This window comes from Mycobacterium sp. IDUB_21, assembly GCF_055419425.1.
Genome location: NZ_JBVAXQ010000005.1, coordinates 52,958 through 73,277 on the forward strand (window position 1 = coordinate 52,958; position 20,320 = coordinate 73,277).

Here is a 20,320-nt window from a genome sequence, read left to right on the forward strand (position 1 = left end):
GCCAGTGAACAACTTAGAGTTGGCTTTAAGTCAAGTGTCAGGGGGTCCGTTGTCCGGCCGGTTGACGATCGGGGGAGTGGCCCGCCGCAGCGGTGTCACCGCCACCACGCTGCGCTACTACGAGCGGATCGGACTGGTGACGCCCCCGGGCCGAGTCGGAGGCCAGCGCCGGTACGACGATGCGGTACTGGCCCGCCTCGAGATCATCGGCCTGTGCAAATCAGCGGGTTTCGCCCTGGATGAGATCCTGCTGTTGTTCGCCGACGACCTGCCCGGTCGTCCGGCGAGCCGCGCGCTGGCGCAGGCCAAGCTCGCCGAGATCGACGCCCAGCTGGAATCCTTGTCCCGCGCCCGTGCGGTGATCGAGTGGGGCATGCGTTGCACCTGCCCGTCCATCGACGCCTGCAGCTGCGGTATTCACCCGCCGCCGTTGGATGGCACGGGCTGACGAGGCTGCTGGGCTTCGGCTGTCCAGCAGCTAAACCTCCACATAACGGTTAGATCCGTTCCCGATAACAACATGGCATCACTGGTGTAACGTCTGAAACTTCCCACACAGCGTGTGTGGTTCGGGGGGACGGGGAACTTCAGTGATGACTGTGCGAAACCGCGTCTTATCGCTGCTCGGGGGAGTAACCGCCGCCCTGTTCGGCGGATTGGTATGCCGGCGGCACTGGACGTCGACCCTGACGACTTCTTCCGGGCGCGGTGCCGGGCCGGTGGGCGGCGTCACATAGAGTCATGGGGTTGATCGCGAAAGCTAAAGCTTTACCAAAGGTTTCAGTAACTTTAGGATGTCAATCCTGCAACCCTGACGTAACGTGTGTGCACCAGAGGGTTCACAGGTACGCATGTGCAACAAGTAATACGGAGGCAGTCATCTTGGGATCGCGTCGTCTTCTGACCCTGCTTGGGGTGGGCGCCGCTGCAGCGTTCGCCGCAGCCGTACTGCCGATGGGGGCCGCTCATGCCGCTGACGGCGACAGCGGGGTCTTTCCCGGCTGGGGGGGCGGTCCGTATGAGACCTGTGACGGTGCGGTCTGCATGGTGATGGACCCCCTGACCGCGGAAAACGTGGCGGATTGGCAGTATGGCGGAGTCCGCCCGTTCTTCACCCAGTGGAAGAACGACGCTCAGGCTTACAACATCCAGGTCGACCAAGGGAACGGCGAATCAGTCAACGCCGGAAGCTATGACGTCAAGGTCAGCGACACCTGGACTCCGATGGCCGCCAGCTACGTGTACCAATACGGCGACTTTGTGCCCAACGCGGAGGCCAGTGGGCTTGATCTGGGCTGGTTCGGCGACCTGGCCGGGGCGACGGTGTACAAGACCGTGTTCGGAGACATGACCAGCACGACAATCAGCAACGTCGGACCGCACGACGCGAGCTACTGGGTCTTCTCGACCCCCGACTACACGAACATCGTGGTGACTGCTGGCGGCGGTTCCGCCGACTACATCCAGTTCGGCGACTCCGACCCGTCCTTTTTGTGGAACAGCCTGCCCCACGCCGGACTGCTTGAAGCCCAAGTGCCGGACTACCTGATCCCGAATGATCCGTTCAGCGGCATTGACTTCGACCCGTGTAACTTCCTCGGCGCCGTCTGCGACGGCGCGTAACACGACAGCTCAGAACTTGTAGCGCAGCACCCGGGCTTTGCCGGCCACCGATTTGAACCGGCCGGCAACCCGGGTGAGTCTGCGCGCCGCGGCGGGGAACGAGTCCACCTCGGCGGCATGCGCCAGGCAGGCCTGTTCGACCAGGCGCAACCGTGGCTCCCACCGCTCCGGGGTGTGCGGATCGGTGAAGCCGGGGTTGGCCCAGACGTGGCGCAGCACGCTGAACATCCCCCGCGGAGCCAGCTTCATCGACAGCGAGCTGAGCGGACCGACCCGGCCGTAGTCGTTGAACACCAGCTCGCCGGTCCCGAAGTAGTCGATAACGTGCGTGAACAAGGCGACGACCTGCGCTTCGGTGAGAAAGGCGAACAGGCCGTCGGCGAGCACCATGGTGGGCCGGCCCACCGGGATGCCGGCCGTCCAGTCCGGGGACGTCAGATCGGCCGCGATGACGTGCTCGCAGCGCTGAGCCGGCAGCAGCTTGTCGCGCAGTGCGACCACACGTGGCAGGTCGATGCTGTACCAGTCCACGCTCGCCGGCGGCTGCACCCGTGCCAGCGGCTCGTTCAGCCCGGTCCCGAGGTCAACCACGACGGCGTCTGGGTTCGCGGCGACGTACTTACGGACCCGGTCGTCGAGCATTTTGGCGCGCAGCGCGGTTTGGCGCACCACGCTGGCTGGGATGCGGAAGCCGGCGAAGTCGTAGTCGATCAGGCCGACGACCCGGTCGGAGGACTCGTCGCCGAGGATCGGGGTGGGTGCGCGGTTGTCGAGGGCACGGGCGTAGGCGGTGAGGAACGCTGTCTGTTCGACCAGGCTGAACTCGGTGACGGCTATCGGCATGGGCTCAACCGTAAGCGATTAGGGCCGATCGGACCTGCACGGGCAAACCCGCGTCGCCGTGGTGCCGGCGCCGCTACCGTCGACGGCATGGAAACGCTGCAGGCGACCACCCTCACCGTGGTGGCCGACGGGGCACGCGGCTCGATCACGCTGAACCGCCCGGACAAACTCAACCCACTGAGCACTACGACACTGCAGGAGCTGGTGTCGGCGGCCCGCTGGTTCGATGCCCGGCCCGCTGTGAAAGTCGTCGTGGTCGCCGGCAGCGGCCGGGCCTTCTCCGCCGGCGCGGACCTGGCAGCGTTCGCGACAGCCGCCGACGGCGCAGCAGCGATGCGCGAGGCCGCCGACGCCGGACGGCGGATGGCCGAGGCGATCGAGGCGATGCGGGCGGTGACGGTGGTGCGCCTGCACGGCCATTGCGTGGGCGGCGGGGTGGTGCTGGCTGCGGCCTGCGACCTGCGGGTGGCCGCTGAGGACACCCGGTTTTCGATTCCGGAGGTCGCCCTGGGTATCCCGCTGGCCTGGGGTGGTATCCCGCGGCTGGTCCGCGAGATCGGGCCGGCACTCACCAAGGAGCTGGTGATGACCTGCCGACCGTTCGGCGCCCTCGAGGCGAAGGCGGCCGGGTTCCTCAACCGGGTGGTGCCCGAGGCGGGCCTGGACGCCGAGGTCGACGGGCTGGTCGGCCAGTTGGTCAGCAAATCAGCACTTACCCTCGCCGGCACCAAGCATCAGGTCAACGCGGTGACCGAGGGCATGGTGGTGACTGCGCGCAGCTGGAACGACGCCGACGCGCTGGTCACCGCCCTGCACGATCCCGAGTCGCAGGCTGCGGCGATGGCTTATCTAGAACGGGTCAGTCGTCGCTGAGGCGGCGGGGATGGGGAGGACGAGATGGCGGGGAACCAGCCGGTGCGCACGTTGTGCGAGGCGTTTCAGCGCACGGCCGCTATCGATCCCGACGCGGTGGCGTTGCGCACGGTCGGCGGCACTCAGACGCTGACCTGGCGCGACTACGCGGCGCAAGTGCGACAGGTGGCGGCCGGACTGGCCGGGCTCGGGGTGCGGCGCGGCGACACGGTGTCGCTGATGATGGCCAACCGGATCGAGTTCTACCCCCTGGAGGTCGGCGCTCAACACGCCGGCGCCACGTCGTTCTCGGTGTACAACACACTGCCCCCAGAGCAGCTCGGCTACCTGTTCGGCAATGCCGGCACCAAGGTGGTGATCTGCGAGGAAACCTACGTCGAGACCATTCGGGCCAGCGGAGCCCCCGTCGAACACATCGTGTGCATCGACGGGTATCCGGGCGGCACCTTGTCGATCGACGACCTGCTGGCCGCGGGACTCCACGACTTCGACTTCGAATCCACTTGGCGCGCAGCGCAACCCGACGACGTCGCAACCCTGATCTACACCTCGGGCACCACCGGTGCTCCCAAAGGGGTGGAGATGACCCACACCAACCTGCTGTTCGAGGCCCAGACTCTCGACGACGTGCTGGGCGTCCGCTACGGCGACCGCGTCACCTCATACCTGCCGTCGGCACACATCGCCGACCGGGCGATGGCGCTCTACAACCAGGAGATCTTCGGCGTGCAGGTCACCGTCGTTCCCGACGTGAAGACCATCGCCGCGGCGCTGCCGGACGTGCGGCCCACCATCTGGGCGGCCGTGCCGCGGGTCTGGGAGAAGCTCAAGGCGGCAATCGAATTCGCCGTCGACGCCGAGCCGGACTCGGACCGTCGCGGCGCGCTGCAGTGGGCGCTGACGGTCGGCGCGAAGCGCTCCGCGGCGCTGATCGGCGCTGAGCCGGTTCCCGACGACGTGGCCGCGGAATGGGCGCAGGCCGATGACCTGGTGCTGTCCAAGCTGCGGGCCAAGTTGGGACTGGACGAGCTGCGGTGGGCGGTGTCGGGCGCGGCTCCGATTCCCAAGGAGACGCTGGGATTCTTCGCCGGGATCGGGATTCCGATCTGCGAGGTCTGGGGCATGTCGGAACTCAGCTGTGTCGCATCGACCGCCCACCCGCGTGATGCCCGGCTGGGTACTGTCGGAAAGTTGTTGCCCGGGCTGGAAAGTCGCGTGGCGGACGACGGTGAGTTCTTGGTGCGGGGGCCGCTGGTGATGCGGGGCTACCGCAAGGAACCGGCCAAGACCGCCGAAGCGATCGACGCCGACGGCTGGCTGCACACCGGCGACATCCTCGAAGAAGACACCGACGGTTATCTGCGGGTGGTGGACCGCAAGAAAGAGCTGATCATCAACGCCGCGGGCAAGAACATGTCGCCGGCGAACATCGAGAACGCCATCCTGGCGTCCTGCCCGATGATCGGGGCGATGGTGACCATCGGCGAAGCGCGGCCCTACAACACCGCGCTGATGGTGTTCGACGCCGACTCGGTCGGCCCGTACGCCGCCGCGCACGGGTTGGCGGAGGCGACACCGGCCGCCCTGGCCGCGGACCCGGCAGTGATCGCACTGATCGCCGCCGGGGTGGCCGACGGCAACGCCAAACTCTCGCGGGTCGAACAGATCAAGCGCTTCCGAGTGTTGCCCTCGCTGTGGGAGCCCGGCGGCGACGAGGTGACGCTTACCATGAAGCTCAAACGCCGGCCGATCGCCACGAAGTACGCCGATGAGATCGAGGCGCTCTACGCCGGTGAGCCCGGACCGCACGTGCACCAGCCGGCACACCAGTAGGGAGTATCACGACACCAACGGTTTTCACCTTCGGTCACGGCACCGCGGACGCGGCGGAGATCATCTCGCTACTGCGCGGTGCTGGAGTGCGCCGGCTCGTCGACGTGCGCACCGCACCGGGCAGTCGGCACAACCCGGACTCCTCGCGCGAAGCCATGGCGCACTGGCTACCGGAGGCAGGTATCGCCTACCAGTGGGAACGGCGGCTGGGGGGCTGGCGCCGGGTCAAGGGGGACAGCCCGGATGTCGGGTTGCGCGTCGAGTCGTTCCGGTCTTATGCCGGCTACATGCGCACGCCAGAGTTCCGGATCGCGATCGACGAGTTGCTGGCGATTGCAGTTGACGAGCAGGTCGCGGTGATGTGCGCCGAAACCGTGTGGTGGCGCTGCCACCGCAGGATGATTGCGGACTACCTCACCCTGGTTCGTGGAGTCGAGGTGGGCCACCTGATGCACGACGGAAAGCTGCGCCCACATCGTCCGATCCCGGAGGCACGAGTGGACGGTGACGTTCTGGTGTACGACGGCCCGTCGCCGGATACCGGATAGCCCCGGTCAGCGGCGCGAAAGGTGCAACGGGCCCAGTACGAGCCACGCCACTGTGCAGACCGCGGCCGCACTCAGGACCGCGGCGGCGGCACTGGCCGTAGCGGCGGCGACGGCCAGCAGGGTTGCCAGCCCGACTGCCAGCGCGACCAGCTTGTAGGCCGGCCAAAGCACCCCCGCGATCGGCACTTGCTGCCGTGGGCGCTCGGCGGTGGTCATGAGAATAACGGTACGCGATAACCAATTGTTAGGCCAGCCGAAATCTCGTGGTCGGGTTGTCGTGTCGCAGCATCGGGCTAGACAGCCGGCGGCGGCCTGCTGCACCCGGCTCCGCCGCGCTTGCAACCGCCGCTACGCTGGCGGCATGCCTCTTGACGGAGAATACGCACCCGGAACGTTGGATTGGGCCCGCAAGAACGCCGAGCAGATCATGGCGTCCGGCGGTACCGAGGGCACCGAGATGCGCGGTATGCGGGTGATCCTGCTGACCACGATCGGCGCCAAGACCGGCAAGCTACGCAAAACCCCGTTGATGCGGGTGGAGCACGACGGTCAGTACGCGATCGTCGCCTCGCTGGGTGGCGCCCCGAAGAACCCGGTCTGGTACTACAACGTCGTCAAGAACCCGCGGGTCGAACTGCAGGACGGAACCGTCACCGGCGACTACGACGCCCGCGAGGTGTTCGGCGACGAGAAGGCACAGTGGTGGGAACGCGCGGTGGCGGCATACCCGGACTACGCCGACTATCAGAACAAGACCGACCGGGAGATCCCGGTGTTCGTCCTGACCCAGGTGGGCTGAACGCGCTGCTGGGTGGCACCATATTGCGGTGTCCGCCGAACCCCGCTTGAACCAAAGTAGCCAGAACCCAAGTGGCCCCAACGCCTGCCCGCTGACGGCGGCCGACATCGACGCGGCGGCCACCCGGATCGCCGGAGTGGTGGCGCCCACCCCGCTGCAGCACAGCGACCGTCTCTCGCAGATCACCGGCGCCAACGTCTATCTCAAGCGCGAAGACCTGCAGTCGGTCCGCTCCTACAAGATGCGCGGGGCCTACAACCTGCTGGTACAGCTGACCGAGGACGAGATGGCCGCCGGCGTGGTGTGCTCGTCGGCCGGCAACCATGCGCAGGGCTTCGCCTACGCCTGCCGCTCGCTGGGCATCCGCGGCAGGGTTTATGTGCCGGCCAAGACGCCGAAGCAGAAGCGTGACCGGATCCGTTATCACGGCGGAGAATTCATCGAGCTGATCGTCGACGGGGCTACCTACGACCTGGCTGCGGAGGCGGCGCTGGCCGACGTGGCCCGCACCGGCGCCACCCTGGTGCCGCCCTACGACGACCTGCGGACGATGGCAGGCCAGGGCACCATCGCCGTGGAGATGCTCGACCAACTCAGCCGGCTCAACACAACACCGGATCTGGTGATCGTTCCGGTCGGCGGCGGGGGCTGTATCGCCGGCATCACCACCTACCTGGCGGAGCAGGCCGACCAGTGTGCGGTGCTGGGTGTCGAGCCGGCCGGGGCGGCGTCGATGATGGCCGCGCTGGCCGCCGGCGAATTGGTGACCCTGGACCACGTCGACCAGTTCGTCGACGGCGCCGCCGTCAAGCGCGCCGGCGCACTGCCCTATGCGGCACTGGCCGCCGCCGGCGACATGGTGTCGGTCACCACCGTCGACGAGGGCGCGGTCTGCACCGCGATGCTCGACCTCTACCAGAACGAGGGGATCATCGCCGAGCCGGCGGGCGCGCTGTCGGTGGCCGGCCTGCTGGAGGCCGATATCGCCCCGGGTTCCACGGTGGTCTGCTTGATCTCCGGCGGCAACAACGACGTCTCCCGGTACGGCGAGATCTTGGAACGCTCCCTGGTTCACCTGGGCCTCAAGCACTACTTCCTGGTCGACTTTCCCCAGGAACCGGGCGCACTGAGGCGGTTCCTCGACGAGGTTCTCGGACCCGGGGACGACGTCACGCTGTTCGAGTACGTCAAGCGCAACAACCGGGAGACCGGCGAAGCGCTGGTCGGAGTGCAGCTGGGGTCGGCGGCCGATCTCGGCGGTTTGCTGGCCCGGATGCGCTCCTCGGATATCCACGTCGAGCCCCTGGAGCCGGGTTCGCCGGCGTACCGCTACCTGCTGTAGAGACCGGTACGAATCCGCCGCTGCAGGTGAGGTCTGGGCTCCGAATGGGTAGCCGACGGCCATGGTGTCAGCAGAGACAAAGCGCATGGATGAAACCGACGTCCGCCGGGTTCTCGATATCGCCCTGCGATTCGGGCAGCTGCTGCTGGGCTCGCAGGCGGGAACCGCCGACGTTGCTTCGAGCATGCTGGCCATCGCCACCGCCTACGGGCTGCCGCAGACCCAGGTGGACATCATGGCGAACTCGATCAGGGTGTCGGTGCCCCGCGGGGTGCCGGGCGCGCCGGTCACCGCGATGTACCTGGTGCAGTCACGCTCTCTGGACTACACGCGGCTGCAGTTGGCCACCGATCTCGCCGAGCACGTCGTGACCACGACACCCGATCCCGAGTGGGTCCAACAGCAGTTGGACACCGTGAGCCGGGCCGCTCACCCCTATCCGCGCTGGGTGGCCACCGCCGGCTGGGCGGTGATGGCCGGCAGCTTCTCGGTGCTGATCGGCGCCGGGCCGCTGGTGGCGCTGATTTCGGCGGGCACCACCGCGTTGATCGACCGGGTCGGCCGGGTGCTCAACGGCTGGCAGCTGCCACTGCTGTTCCAGCAGGTGGTCGCCGCGGCGGTGGCCACCGGCGTCGCCATCGGCCTGCACGCGGTCGGCTGGCTGCCCGCCGGCACCTCGGTGTCGCCGGTGGTGGCCGCCAACATCGTGGTGTTGTTGTCGGGGCTGGCCACCGTCGGCTCCGTGCAGGATGCCATCACCGGCTATCAGCTCACGGCCGTCTCGCGGGGCATGGACATCCTGCTCTCGTCGGCGGGCATCCTGGTCGGCGTCTCCATCGCGGTGCGGATCGGTGGGGCCTTCGGCGGCCAAGTCCGGGTGAGTCCCGAGATATCGGTCGCGGTGCTGAGCGTGCCGATGTATGTGCTGGCGGGCGCCATCGGCGCGGCGGCGGCCGCGATTGCGGGCTATGCACAGCTCAAGGCGGCCCTGGCGGCAGGTCTCGCCGGGGCGACGGCGGCGCTGCTGTTCTTCGGGCTGCAACTCGTGCAGACCAACCCGATCGTGAGCTCGTTTGCAGCGGCCGCCGCGACCGGTCTGGTCGGGACCCTGCTGGCGCCCCGGCTGCGGGTGACGCCACTGGTGATCATCATGGCCGGCATCATCCCGCTGGTTCCTGGGTTGACGTTGTTCCGCGGTTTTGTGCAGTTGGTCAACGGCCAGCCAAACGCCGGGGGCTCGCTCGGGATGGCCGTCGGGCTGGCACTGGCACTGGGCGCGGGCGCGGTGTTGGGCCCGCTACTGGCGCCCTCGGTGCGGCACGAACTCGGCCGGTATCACCTGCGCGGTCGCGGACATGCGACGCGTCGCCTCCGCAACCCTTATCGGATTCCGCAGCTGGCCGGCATCCGCTACTTCGGGCGCCGGGCAGTTTAGGAAGCCGACCGGTCTAGCTGCTCTTCCGAAGGATCGTCAGCGAGCGTGCCGTCACCGTCACGGCCTGGCCGGCCTGGACCGCGAGATCGCTGTCGCCGGAGGGATCGGCGGTGTCGATCACCGCTTGCCAACTCTGCGCGTACTCGGTATTCGGGGTGACGAAGTCCAGCGGCGTCTCACCGGCGTTGAAGCACAACAGGAACGAGTCGTCGATGATGCGCTGGCCGCGGGCATCGGGTTCGGGCAGTGCCTCGCCGTTGAGGAAAACCATGACGCACCTGCCGAATTCGCTGTCCCAATCCTGCTGGGTCATCTCGTGTCCGGCCGGCGTCAGCCAGGCGATGTCGCGCACCTCGCCGCCGCCGAGGATCGGCCGGCCCTGCAAGAACCGGCGCCGGCGGAAGACCGGATGCGCGGTGCGCAGGGCGGTCAATGCTCGGGTGAATGCCAGCAGGTCGGCGTTCTTGTCGAGCAACGACCAGTCCATCCACGACAGCTCGGAGTCTTGACAGTAGACGTTGTTGTTGCCGTGCTGGGTGCGGGCCATCTCGTCGCCGTGCGCGATCATCGGGGTGCCCTGGCTGATCAACAGGGTGGCCATGATGTTGCGCATCTGGTGCGCGCGCAACGCCAGGACGGCGGGGTCGTCGGTCGGCCCCTCGACACCGCAGTTCCACGAGCGGTTGTAGCTCTCCCCGTCGCGGTTGTCCTCGCCGTTGGCTTCGTTGTGTTTCTCGTTGTAGGACACCAGGTCTGCCAGCGTGAAACCGTCATGGCAGGTGACGAAGTTGATGCTGGCGCTGGGACGCCGGCCGGTCGCCTCGTACAGGTCCGAGGACCCGGTCAACCGGGAGGCGAACTCGCCGAGGGTTTCCGGCTCGCCGCGCCAGTAGTCGCGCACGGTATCGCGGTATTTGCCGTTCCATTCCGTCCACAGCCCCGGGAAGTTGCCCACCTGGTAGCCGCCTTCGCCGACGTCCCAGGGCTCGGCGATCAGCTTGACCTGGCTGACCACCGGATCCTGTTGCACCAGATCGAAGAACGCGGACAGTCGATCGACGTCATGCAGTTCCCGGGCCAGTGTCGAGGCGAGGTCGAAGCGGAATCCGTCGACGTGCATCTCGGTAACCCAGTAGCGCAAGGAATCCATGATCAGCTGCAAGGTGTGCGGATGCCGGGCGTTGAGACTGTTTCCGGTGCCGGTGTAGTCGGTGTAGAAGCGTGGATCGTCTTCGTCGAGCCGGTAGTAGGCGGCGTTGTCGATGCCGCGGAAGTTGAGCGTCGGGCCCAGATGGTTGCCTTCGGCGGTGTGGTTGTAGACCACATCGAGGATCACCTCGATGCCCGCCTGGTGGAAGGCGCGCACCATCGCCTTGAACTCCGCCACCGCGCCGCCGGCCTGGCGGCTGGCCGCGTAGGAGTTGTGCGGCGCGAAGAACCCGAATGTGTTGTACCCCCAGTAGTTACGCAGTCCCAGCTGCAACAGGCGATGATCGTGCAGGAACTGGTGTACCGGCATCAGTTCGATCGCGGTCACGCTCAGCGACTTGAGGTGCTCGATGATCACCGGGTGCGCCAGTCCGGCGTAGGTGCCGCGCAGCTCTTCCGGGATTCCGGGATGGGTCTGGGTCATGCCCTTGACGTGCGCCTCGTAGATGATCGTCTCGTGATACGGGGTGCGCGGTGAGCGGTCGGCAGCCCAATCGAAGAATGGGTTGATCACCACGCTGGTCATGGTGTGGCCCAACGAGTCAAGCGCCGGGGGAGGCCCCCCGTTGCCTGGGCCTTCGGGGTCGCTCAGATCGTAGGAGAACAGCGCCGGACCGAAGTCGAAGTCGCCGTGGAACGCCTTCCCATACGGATCCAGCAGAAGTTTGCTCGGATCGCAGCGGTGGCCCGCGGACGGGTCGAACGGCCCGTGCACCCGGAACCCGTAATGCTGACCGGGCCCGATACCGGGCAGATAGGCATGCCAGACATATCCGTCGACCTCGTCGAGACCGATCCGGGACTCGGTGTTGTCGCGGTCGTCGATCAGGCACAGTTCGACACGCTCGGCGACCTCGGAGAACACCGCGAAATTGGTTCCGGCCCCGTCATAGACGGCGCCGAGCGGGTAGCTGTGGCCGGGCCACACCGTGGCGACCGAGCTCACCACCATCCGGTGGCCGCACCCATCTGCCGGCCGAGCTCACCGGTCATGGTGCGCATGTAGGTGGCGGACAGGTGGTGGGAATCGTGATAGATCAACACATTGCCCTCCACCGCGCGGCAGAGCTCCGCGTCGCACACGGCGTCGGACAGATCCAACGGTTTGAGCAGCGGGAACCGGCCGACGAAATCCAGCGTGGGGTTGCGGTCGACCAGGACCTCGGAGCGTTTGATCCCGCAGGACACCGCGTCACCTCCGGAGGCCAGGCAGTCCGCCGGCTGGAACGGGTCGCCGTCGCGCACCAGCCACGGGGTGTCGCGGACCCCGAGAATGGGAATCTTGTTCTCGGACAGCTTCTTCCAGATCCCGATGTAGGTTCCCGGCATCACGTCGCCGGGTTTGATGTTCCACGGCCGGGTGGCGGTGGTGAATACGAAGTCCGGGTGATCGGCGACCAGCTTGTCCATCGTCTTTCCCACCCAGTCGTAGCACTGCGGGTAGGGGGCGTTGTTGCCCATGATCAGCGGCACCTTCTCGGTGGACAGCGGGCAGCCCATCTTGAGGTAGGTGACCACCTTGAAGTGGTGCCGCTGGCCGAGGATGTCGAGCGCGGGCAGCCAGTGTTCGGCATGCGACCCGCCGGCCAGGGCAACGGTCCGGGTTGCCTCCTGGTCGCCGTAGGTGCAGTTGATCAGGGCCGGATCGGTGAAGGTGCTGATGCACCCGTCCCGGGTGGAACGCGGCAGGTCCTTCTTGGCTTCGAGGATGGTGGGCCGCATCCGCAGCTTGGGCACCCGCTGGTGCTTGATCAAGGCGCGCGCGCCCGGGTAGTCGTCCTTGCTGAGCTTGACCAGTTCGGTGCCGCTGGCACGCTGCACGGTGACGTGCTCTCGCCAGGTGAACGACGTGGCCGTCAGCGCCACGCCCAGCAGCACCACCGTCGAACCCAGGACCAGTGTCGGGCGTTTCCACCAATCCGACGAGGGCTTACGCCAGGGAATGGTCAGCACCGGGGTGGGCCCGGCTCCGGCCGGCGCGCGGTAGCGCAGGGGATCCTCGACGAACCGGGTGGTCAGATAGGCCAATACACCCGACAGCAGCAGGATCGCCGCGCCCTCCAACACCGTCGCGTGCCGATGTCCGGTGTAGGACAACCAGAAGATCAGCAGCGGCCAGTGCCACAGGTACAGCGAGTAGGCCATCGCCCCCAGCGTCACCAGCGGGCCGGCCGCCAGCCACCGGTTCGGCCACGGCAGTTTTCCGCTGCTGCCCGGATGCGCATGCCGGTTGGCGCCGGCCAGGATGAACGCCACCGTGGCGCCGACCGGTACCAGCGCCCAGGGGCCGGGGAATTCCCGTACGCCTTCGATCAGGGCGCCGCAGCTCAGGATCGCTGCCAGCGCCAGGGTGCCGACGATGGTCCGCAGCCACATCGGCCAGCGGATGTAGGGGACAAGCGCCCCGGCCAGCGCGCCGAGCAGCAGTTCCCAGGCGCGGGCGAAACTGTTGTAGTAGGCCAGGGCCTGGTTGGACTGGTGCGCGACGATCGCAAACCAGAACGACGCCACGGTCAGCGCGGTGAGCAGCACGACGAATGCGGTTCGCAGGTGTTTGCGCAGCAGTCGCCGTAAAGCGAACGCGAAGCCGAAGATCAGCAGCAGGAAGCTGAGGTAGAACTGGCCTTGCACCGACATCGACCAGATGTGCTGCAGGGGACTGACCGCCTCACCGGCGCGCAGGTAATCCGCGGCGGTGTGGGCCAATTCCCAGTTCTGGTAATAGCCGAGGCTGGCCAGGCTCTGGTCGGCGAAGGTCTCCCAGCGGGTCTGTGGCTGGATCCAGATGGTCAGCCCCGCGCATGCGGCCAGTACCACCACCAGGGCGGGCAGCAGGCGGCGGACCAGCCGGATCAGATCCGGCACCGGTGACAGCGACGAGGACGGGTTCAGTGCGACCCGCAGTAATTTGCCGCCGAAGAAGAAACCCGACAGCGCCAAGAAGACATCCACCCCGCCGGACACCCGCCCGAACCAGACGTGGAACACCGCCACCAACGCGATCGCCACGCCACGCAGCCCGTCGAGGTCGTGCCGGTAGAAGCCCGCCTTGCGGGTTCCCATCACGACAGCCGACCCGGCGGCCGATACGGACCTGACAACGGATCGCCCAGCAGAGGGTGCCGCAACAGGTGTTGCCGCCGGTCGAGGCGGGGACAGGGCAATCATGATCGCCCGATAATCTACCTAACCCGGCTGTAGAAACCGCATTCCAACCGCTGTGACATCCGCCGTGTATTCGCGGCGTCGGTCAGGAGCCGATCACCCGGGTCAGGTAGGGGACCATGTTGGAGGTACGGGCCGGTGAGACGGCCACTGCGGGGCTGGTGCCCTCGATCATCTGATTGTTGCCGAGGTACAGCGCGACGCTCTGCGTTCCGCCCGGCCCGTAGCAGAGCAGGTCGCCGGGGAGCGCCTGCGCGGGCGGAACCTTGTGGCCGACACTGCACTGTTCGCCGGAGGTGCGCGGCATCTTGATACCGGCACCGGCGAACGCGTACTGGATCAGGCCGGAGGCATCGAAACCGACGGTGGTGGTGTCCGGGACGTCCGCGGTGGGTGGCAGCGTCGTCCCCGGCAGGCCCGGGGTGGTGTTGCCGGCAACCGTGGGTGGCAGCGTCGTCCCCGGCAGGCCCGGCGTGGCGCTGCCGGCCACCGTGGGGCCGCTCGGCAGGCCGGTGCGGCCGGTGCGATCGGTCAGCGCGCTCCGAGCGGTGGCGGCTCTGGCCCTGGCATTGTTGGTGGGCCCGGAGATGTCGCCGCCGCCATAGACGAAGGGCACCCCGCGCTGGGACATCGCGCGCTGGATCACCCGCTCGATGAGTTGGCCCTGACCGGACTGGGCGATCGGGTCAGCGCCGGCGGGGCCGGCGGCGCTCAACGCCGGGGCCAATGCCGCCGTCAGTGCGATCGCGGTGGCGCAGACGCGTTTCATCGGAAATCCCCTTTCACGCCGGTTATCACGGCAGCATCATTCGTCACTTCTGTCACAGAGCCTACCGGCGTGTACGCGCCGTGCGCCGCCGCTGCAGAGAAATTCCGCAACCTGTGACCGAACGGTTACGCCGGTGGCGGCCCGCACTACTGTCGTCAGTCATGTCCGCGTTGAGTCCCGAGCAGATCAGCGCCATCGACACCGCCCACCTGTGGCACCCCTACAGCACGATCGGCGCCGAGACGCCGACGCCGACGGTGGCGGTGGCCGCCCGGGGCCCCTATCTGACGCTGATCGTCGATGGCGCGCCGGTCGACGTGCTCGACGCGATGAGCTCCTGGTGGACCGCGATCCACGGCCACGGCCATCCGAAGCTGGACGCCGCACTGAGCGCGCAACTGGCCACCATGAATCACGTCATGTTCGGCGGCCTCACCCACGAACCCGCCGCCCGGCTCGCACAGCTGCTGGTGGACATCACCCCGCCGGGACTGGACACGGTGTTCTTCTCCGACTCGGGCTCGGTGTCGGTGGAGGTCGCGGTGAAGATGGCGCTGCAGTACTGGCGCGCCCGCGGCCGCCCCGGCAAGCACCGGCTGATGACCTGGCGCGGCGGCTACCACGGGGACACGTTCACCCCGATGAGCATCTGTGACCCCGACGGCGGCATGCATGCCCTGTGGTCTGACGTGCTGGCCGCACAGGTGTTCGCCCCGCAGGTGCCGGGCGACTACGACCCCGCCTACAGCGCCGCATTCGAAGCGCAGCTGGAACGGCACCGCGACGAACTGGCGGCCGTGGTCGTGGAACCGGTGGTGCAAGGTGCCGGCGGCATGCACTTCCACGACCCGCGCTACCTGACGGATCTGCGCGAGGCCTGCACCCGCCACGACGTGTTGTTGGTCTTCGACGAGATCGCCACCGGGTTCGGCCGCACCGGCGAGCTGTTCGCCGCCGACCATGCCGGGGTCAGTCCCGACATCATGTGTGTCGGCAAGGCGCTCACCGGCGGCTACCTCAGCCTGGCCGCCACCCTGTGCAGCACCGAGATCGCCCACGCGATCAGCGGCGGGGAGGCCGGCGCCCTGATGCACGGCCCCACCTTCATGGCCAATCCGTTGGCCTGCGCGGTGTCGGTGGCCAGCACCGAGCTGCTGCTGAGCCAGGACTGGCGCTCGTGCGTCGCCGGAATCAGTGCCGGGCTGACCGCCGCCCTGGAGCCGGCCCGTGCCCTGCCCGGGGTCACCGACGTGCGAGTGTGCGGCGCCATCGGGGTCATCGAATGCACACAGCCGGTGGACCTGGCGGTGGCCACCCCCGCCGCGCTGGCTCAGGGCTTGTGGCTGCGCCCGTTCCGCAACCTGGTGTATGCGATGCCGCCCTACGTCTGCACACCCGAGCAGATCGCCCAGATCGGTGCCGGCATGGTCGGCGTGGTCCGTGCCTTAACCTGAACGGTGTTCAACTGTCGTCGAGGGAGCACACGGTGACCCGCACGGATCTGTCTCCACTGGCCTGGCTGGCCGAGGTGGAGCAGCAGCGTCGTCAGGCCGGTCTGCGGCGCTCGCTGCGGGTGCGTCCCGCGGTCGCCGCCGAACTCGACCTGGCGTCCAACGACTACCTCGGGCTGTCGACGCATCCGGCCGTGATCGCCGGTGGTGTCGAGGCGCTGCGCACCTGGGGCGGCGGCGCCGGCGGGTCCCGACTGGTGACCGGAAACACCGAACTGCACCAGCGGTTCGAGCAACAGTTGGCCGACTTCGTCGGTGCGCCAACGGGCTTGGTGTTCTCCTCGGGCTACACGGCCAATATCGGCGCCGTGGTCAGCCTGTCCGGCCCCGGTTCGCTGCTGGTCTCCGACGCCTACTGCCACGCCTCGCTGGTGGACGCCTGCCGACTGTCGAAGGCGCGGGTGGTCGTCACCGGTCACCGCGACGTCGACGCCGTGGCCGCGGCGCTGGCCGCCCGCACCGAGGAGCGCGCCCTCGTCCTCACGGAGTCGGTCTTCAGCGCCGACGGGGCCCTGGCGCCGCTACGCGACCTGCACGAGGTGTGCCGACGGCACGGCGCGCTGCTGATCGTCGACGAGGCGCACGCGGTGGGTGTGCGCGGCGACGGCGGTCGCGGGCTGCTGCACGAGGTCGGGCTGGCCGGGGCGCCCGACGTGGTGATGACGACGACGCTGTCCAAGGCGCTGGGCAGCCAGGGCGGCGCGGTGCTGGGGCCGGCCGCGGCGCGAGACCACCTCATCGACGCCGCTCGCACGTTCATCTTCGACACCGGGCTGGCCCCGGCGGCGCTCGGCGCCGCATCGGCCGCCCTGGATGTGCTGGTCGCCGAACCGTCCCGCGCCACCGACGTCTTGCGGCACGCCGGCGTGCTGGCGCAGATCTGCGGGCTGGGCCACCAGCCGGAATCCTCGGTGGTCTCGGTGATTCTCGGGGACGCCGAGGTGGCGGTGGCCGCCGCGAGCGCCTGCCTGGATGCCGGGGTGCGGGTGGGGTGCTTCCGGCCGCCCACCGTACCGGCGGGCACGTCGCGGTTGCGGCTGACCGCGCGGGCGTCGTTGACCGCCGACGACCTGGAGCTGGCGCGACGGGTGTTGCGTGACGTGCTGCGCGAGCACCCCGTCCTGTCGTCATGACCGTCCTGGTCATCACCGGCACCGGCACCGGTGTCGGTAAGACCATCGCCACCGCCGCGCTGGCCGGCTGCGCCCGTCAAGCCGGCCTGGACGTGGCGGTGTGCAAGCCGGTGCAGACCGGCACCGCCGACGGCGACGACGACCTGGCCGAGGTCGGCCGGCTCTCGGGAGTGACCGAGCTGTCCGGATCCGCCCGGTACCCGGCGCCGCTGGCCCCGCTCGCCGCCGCGGAGCAGGCCGGGATGGCATTGCCGACCCGTGCCGGCCTGCTGGCAATGATCCGCGCCGCCGACCGGCCCGGCCGGTTGACCCTGGTCGAAGGCGCCGGCGGGCTGCTGGTCGAACTGGCCGCCGAGGGCGTCACCCTGCGCGATCTGGCAGTGGACCTCGGCGCCGCCGTGCTCGTGGTGGTGAACGCCGAACTGGGCACCCTCAACCACACCGCTCTTACCTTGGAATCACTTGCCGGGCAAAGGGTTCCATGCGCCGGACTGGTGATCGGCAGCTGGCCCACGCGGCCCGGACCGGCCGCCGTCGGCAATCGGCCGGCATTGGAGCGGCTGGCGCCGGTGCGCGCTGCGCTGCCGGCGGGTTCGGCGACACTGGACGTCGCGGAGTTCGCTGCCATGAGCCGCAGCGCCTTTGACGTCGACTGGGTGCGCACCCTGGTGGGCTGAGGAATGGTGCACTCGATCGAGCTGGTCTTCGACGACGAGACCGAGACGACGATCCGGCGGATATGGGCTGACCTGGCCGCTGCCGGGGTGCCCAGCCAAGCCCCGGCCAGCCGTCCGCACGTCACCCTGGCCGTCGCCCAGCGCATCGACCCCGCGGTCGACGCCGCGCTGGCCACTGTCCTCGACCCGCTGCCGCTGGACTGTGTCCTGGGCGCGACGCTGATCTTCGGCCGCTCGCACGGTGTGCTGGCACGGCTGGTGGTGCCGACCCTGGAATTGCTGGAAATGCATGCGCAGGTACATCGGATTTGTGCACCGCACCTGATCCCCGGTCCCATGCCCAACGTGTTGCCGGGCCAGTGGACCGGCCACGTCACGCTGGCCCGTCGAGTCGGCCCCGCTCAGTTGGGCCGCGCCCAGCGCATCGCCGGACGCTCCGATATCTCCGGCCGGTTTGTCGGATTGCGGCGCTGGGATGGCAACGCCCGCACCGAATATCCGGTCTCGCGGTGATCGCGGGGACGGGTTGCCTTCAGCGGCTCGGGACGGCGAGCCCCGCCCGTACCGCCAGGCCGTCGATCAGTAATCCCAGCCCGAATGCGAATGCGCTTCCCGGGTCGGCGTCGGGCGCCATCTCGGCTGCCCCGGCGGCGTCCCACTGCAGCCGGGATTGCTCGTCGGCGGTGAATCCCAGCACGTAGTACACGACGGTGCGGGCGACCTGCACCGCCTGATCCGCGTGCACGCCGGCCGCCGTGGCCGCCTCCGCCAGCAGCGCCACGATGTCGGTGGCGGCCCGCGATTGGCCGGCGGCCAGGCTCGCCGACACCAGCTCGGCGCCGTCGGTATGGGACAGCAGCGCATCGCGCAGTCGTTCGCACACCGTCTGGATGCGCCACTGCCAACTGCCCGGCCCCGGGTGGGCGCAGGCCGGGGCCAGCACCCGGTCGGCGACCGCGCCGAGCAGTTGCTGTTTGTTGGCGAAATGCCAGTACAGGGCGCTGGGGCTGATGTTGAGCTCGCGCGCCAATCGGCGCATCGACAGATCGGCGATGCCGTAGTTGTCCAGGATGGTGGCCGCCGCGGCGACCACGTCAGGTTTGTGCAGCTGCACTCCGCTACCCTAACCTGAACACCGTTCTAGGCGGCCTTCGCGACCTACCGCACGCCATGCCGATCGAGCGACGACACGGACACGAGTTGAGGGAGCATCAGGTGACCCAGGCGGCTATGACCAGTACTGACACCGGCAACGCCGACATTCTGGCGGTGGCCCGCGAGCAGGTGCTGGGTCGCGGCGAGGGGCTGAACTCCGAGCAGGTGCTCGCGGTGCTGCAGTTGGGCGAGGACCGCCTCGACGACCTGCTCGACCTTGCTCACGAGGTCCGGATGCGCTGGTGCGGGCCCGAGGTCGAGGTCGAGGGCATCATCAGCCTCAAGACCGGTGGCTGCACCGAGGACTGCAACTTCTGCTCGCAGTCCGCGGTGTTCGACGACTCTCCGGTGCGTGGCGTCTGGCTCGACAAGGCCGAACTCGTGGAGGCCGCCAAGGCGACTGCGGCGACCGGCGCCACCGAGTTCTGCATCGTCGCCGCCGTGCGCGGCGCCGACGACAAGCTGCTCAAGCAGGTCGACGAGGGCATCCAGGCGATCCGCGCCGAGGGCCTGGACATCCCGATCGCCGCGTCGCTGGGTCTGCTGACCTCGCGCACCGCGAAGAAGCTCAAGGAGATCGGCGTCCACAAGTACAACCACAACCTGGAGACCGCCCGGTCCTACTTCCCGAGCGTCGTGACCACCCACGAATGGGACGAGCGGCTGGCGACCCTGGAGCTGGTCCGCGAGAACGGCATGGAGCTGTGCAGCGGCGGGATCATCGGGATGGGCGAGACCCTGGAGCAGCGCGCCGAGTTCGCCAGCCAGATCGCCGCGCTGGACCCCGACGACGTGCCGATCAACTTCCTCAACCCGCAGCCGGGCACCCCGTTCGAGAACATGGAGCCGCTGTCCGCCTTCGAGGCACTCTCCATCATCGCCGCCTTCCGGCTGGCGCTGCCCCGCACCACGCTGCGGTTCGCCGGCGGCCGCGAGATCACCCTGGGTGACCTGGGTGCCAAGCGCAGCCTGCTCGGCGGCGCCAACGCGATGATCGTCGGCAACTACCTGACCACGCTGGGCCGCTCCATCGACGACGACCTGGAGATGCTCGAGGAGCTGAAGATGCCGATCAAAGCCCTCAGCGCCAGCCTGTAGAACGCAGACAGCGGATGGCTACCGAACTGCCGGATCTGATCGGCGCCGGCGTCTACAACGTCCACAACGGCACGCTGATCGGCGACTCGGAGCGCCCGGTGCCGCAGACCGCCGCACAGCTGGCCCTGCGGCCACCCCGGTACTGCGCCGCCTGCGGCCGCAAGATGGCGGTGCAGGTCCGGCCGCACGGGTGGTGGGCGAAGTGTTCCCGGCACGGGGTGGTGGATTCCGCGGAGCTGGCAGCCGGGTAGTGGCGCGCGCACGAGAGGTCGGAGTGCCGCGCATCTCGCGGTTGGGCGCCATCGCC

At 68.4% G+C, this 20,320-nt stretch carries 20 protein-coding genes; 14 read left to right on the plus strand and 6 right to left on the minus strand.

Features of this window, described 5'->3' with window-relative positions; genetic code table 11:
* Positions 1-49 precede the first annotated feature (49 nt).
* A complete protein-coding gene (locus tag ACZYY4_RS09310) occupies positions 50-448 on the plus strand; it encodes a MerR family transcriptional regulator (RefSeq protein WP_463809972.1) in 399 nt (132 codons plus the stop codon).
* A gap of 467 nt (positions 449-915) precedes the next feature.
* Complete coding sequence (locus tag ACZYY4_RS09315; RefSeq protein ID WP_463809708.1) at positions 916-1,623, plus strand: hypothetical protein; 708 nt, start codon at positions 916-918, stop codon at positions 1,621-1,623.
* A gap of 9 nt (positions 1,624-1,632) precedes the next feature.
* On the opposite strand, the gene ACZYY4_RS09320 is transcribed toward ACZYY4_RS09315, so the two are convergent.
* Entirely contained in the window at positions 1,633-2,466 is an 834-nt protein-coding gene (locus ACZYY4_RS09320) for a class I SAM-dependent methyltransferase (RefSeq protein ID WP_463809709.1), read from the minus strand.
* Between the two features lie 87 nt (positions 2,467-2,553).
* Between ACZYY4_RS09320 and ACZYY4_RS09325 the strand changes: the two genes are divergently transcribed.
* The 3 genes from ACZYY4_RS09325 to ACZYY4_RS09335 are packed head-to-tail and all read left to right on the plus strand — an operon-like array spanning position 2,554 to position 5,720.
* A complete protein-coding gene (locus tag ACZYY4_RS09325; protein ID WP_463809710.1) occupies positions 2,554-3,339 on the plus strand; it encodes an enoyl-CoA hydratase/isomerase family protein in 786 nt (261 codons plus the stop codon).
* Between the two features lie 24 nt (positions 3,340-3,363).
* A complete protein-coding gene (fadD11, locus tag ACZYY4_RS09330; RefSeq protein ID WP_463809711.1) occupies positions 3,364-5,172 on the plus strand; it encodes a fatty acid--CoA ligase FadD11 in 1,809 nt (602 codons plus the stop codon).
* Positions 5,173-5,231: 59 nt separating this feature from the next.
* The gene (locus tag ACZYY4_RS09335; protein WP_463809973.1) at positions 5,232-5,720 is read left to right on the plus strand and encodes a DUF488 domain-containing protein; all 489 of its coding nucleotides are present in this window, start codon (positions 5,232-5,234) and stop codon (positions 5,718-5,720) included.
* Positions 5,721-5,726: 6 nt separating this feature from the next.
* On the opposite strand, the gene ACZYY4_RS09340 is transcribed toward ACZYY4_RS09335, so the two are convergent.
* The gene (locus tag ACZYY4_RS09340; RefSeq protein WP_463809712.1) at positions 5,727-5,936 is read right to left on the minus strand and encodes a hypothetical protein; all 210 of its coding nucleotides are present in this window, start codon (positions 5,934-5,936) and stop codon (positions 5,727-5,729) included.
* A gap of 145 nt (positions 5,937-6,081) precedes the next feature.
* Here ACZYY4_RS09340 and ACZYY4_RS09345 point away from each other — a divergent pair, with 145 nt between their 5' ends.
* From ACZYY4_RS09345 to ACZYY4_RS09355, 3 genes are all read left to right on the plus strand, one after another.
* A complete protein-coding gene (locus tag ACZYY4_RS09345) occupies positions 6,082-6,519 on the plus strand; it encodes a nitroreductase family deazaflavin-dependent oxidoreductase (protein WP_463809713.1) in 438 nt (145 codons plus the stop codon).
* A gap of 46 nt (positions 6,520-6,565) precedes the next feature.
* Complete coding sequence (ilvA, locus tag ACZYY4_RS09350) at positions 6,566-7,861, plus strand: threonine ammonia-lyase IlvA (RefSeq protein WP_463809974.1); 1,296 nt, start codon at positions 6,566-6,568, stop codon at positions 7,859-7,861.
* 85 nt (positions 7,862-7,946) lie between these two features.
* Complete coding sequence (locus ACZYY4_RS09355) at positions 7,947-9,296, plus strand: threonine/serine exporter family protein (protein ID WP_463809714.1); 1,350 nt, start codon at positions 7,947-7,949, stop codon at positions 9,294-9,296.
* A 13-nt stretch (positions 9,297-9,309) separates the two neighbouring features.
* On the opposite strand, the gene glgX is transcribed toward ACZYY4_RS09355, so the two are convergent.
* The 3 genes from glgX to ripD all read right to left on the minus strand — a co-directional run bounded on the left by glgX (position 9,310) and on the right by ripD (position 14,439).
* Positions 9,310-11,457, minus strand: a complete 2,148-nt coding sequence (gene glgX, locus ACZYY4_RS09360; RefSeq protein WP_463809715.1) for a glycogen debranching protein GlgX — start codon at positions 11,455-11,457, stop codon at positions 9,310-9,312.
* The gene (locus ACZYY4_RS09365) at positions 11,448-13,673 is read right to left on the minus strand and encodes an acyltransferase family protein (protein ID WP_463809716.1); all 2,226 of its coding nucleotides are present in this window, start codon (positions 13,671-13,673) and stop codon (positions 11,448-11,450) included. Before ACZYY4_RS09365 ends, glgX begins: the two co-directional genes overlap by 10 nt.
* 82 nt (positions 13,674-13,755) lie before the next feature.
* Complete coding sequence (gene ripD / locus ACZYY4_RS09370) at positions 13,756-14,439, minus strand: NlpC/P60 family peptidoglycan-binding protein RipD (RefSeq protein ID WP_463809717.1); 684 nt, start codon at positions 14,437-14,439, stop codon at positions 13,756-13,758.
* Between the two features lie 161 nt (positions 14,440-14,600).
* On the opposite strand from ripD, the gene ACZYY4_RS09375 reads away from it, so the two are divergent.
* The 4 genes from ACZYY4_RS09375 to ACZYY4_RS09390 are packed head-to-tail and all read left to right on the plus strand — an operon-like array spanning position 14,601 to position 18,273.
* Positions 14,601-15,893, plus strand: a complete 1,293-nt coding sequence (locus tag ACZYY4_RS09375; RefSeq protein WP_463809718.1) for an adenosylmethionine--8-amino-7-oxononanoate transaminase — start codon at positions 14,601-14,603, stop codon at positions 15,891-15,893.
* Between the two features lie 32 nt (positions 15,894-15,925).
* A complete protein-coding gene (locus tag ACZYY4_RS09380) occupies positions 15,926-17,083 on the plus strand; it encodes an 8-amino-7-oxononanoate synthase (protein ID WP_463809719.1) in 1,158 nt (385 codons plus the stop codon).
* Positions 17,080-17,760: a dethiobiotin synthase gene (gene bioD / locus ACZYY4_RS09385; protein WP_463809720.1), complete on the plus strand. Its 681-nt coding sequence runs from the start codon at positions 17,080-17,082 to the stop codon at positions 17,758-17,760. The genes ACZYY4_RS09380 and bioD overlap by 4 nt, the downstream gene beginning before the upstream one ends.
* A gap of 3 nt (positions 17,761-17,763) precedes the next feature.
* Positions 17,764-18,273: a 2'-5' RNA ligase family protein gene (locus ACZYY4_RS09390; protein WP_463809721.1), complete on the plus strand. Its 510-nt coding sequence runs from the start codon at positions 17,764-17,766 to the stop codon at positions 18,271-18,273.
* Between the two features lie 19 nt (positions 18,274-18,292).
* On the opposite strand, the gene ACZYY4_RS09395 is transcribed toward ACZYY4_RS09390, so the two are convergent.
* Positions 18,293-18,874 (minus strand): TetR/AcrR family transcriptional regulator C-terminal domain-containing protein, encoded by a 582-nt coding sequence (locus tag ACZYY4_RS09395; RefSeq protein WP_463809722.1) that lies wholly within the window; start codon positions 18,872-18,874, stop codon positions 18,293-18,295.
* 116 nt (positions 18,875-18,990) lie between these two features.
* Here ACZYY4_RS09395 and bioB point away from each other — a divergent pair, with 116 nt between their 5' ends.
* Both bioB and bsaP read left to right on the plus strand, forming a co-directional pair.
* Positions 18,991-20,013 carry a biotin synthase BioB gene (bioB, locus tag ACZYY4_RS09400; RefSeq protein ID WP_463809975.1) on the plus strand — a complete coding sequence of 341 codons (1,023 nt, stop codon included), beginning with the start codon at positions 18,991-18,993 and terminating at the stop codon, positions 20,011-20,013.
* A 14-nt stretch (positions 20,014-20,027) separates the two neighbouring features.
* Positions 20,028-20,264 (plus strand): biotin synthase auxiliary protein BsaP, encoded by a 237-nt coding sequence (gene bsaP, locus ACZYY4_RS09405; protein WP_463809723.1) that lies wholly within the window; start codon positions 20,028-20,030, stop codon positions 20,262-20,264.
* Positions 20,265-20,320: the final 56 nt, after the last annotated feature.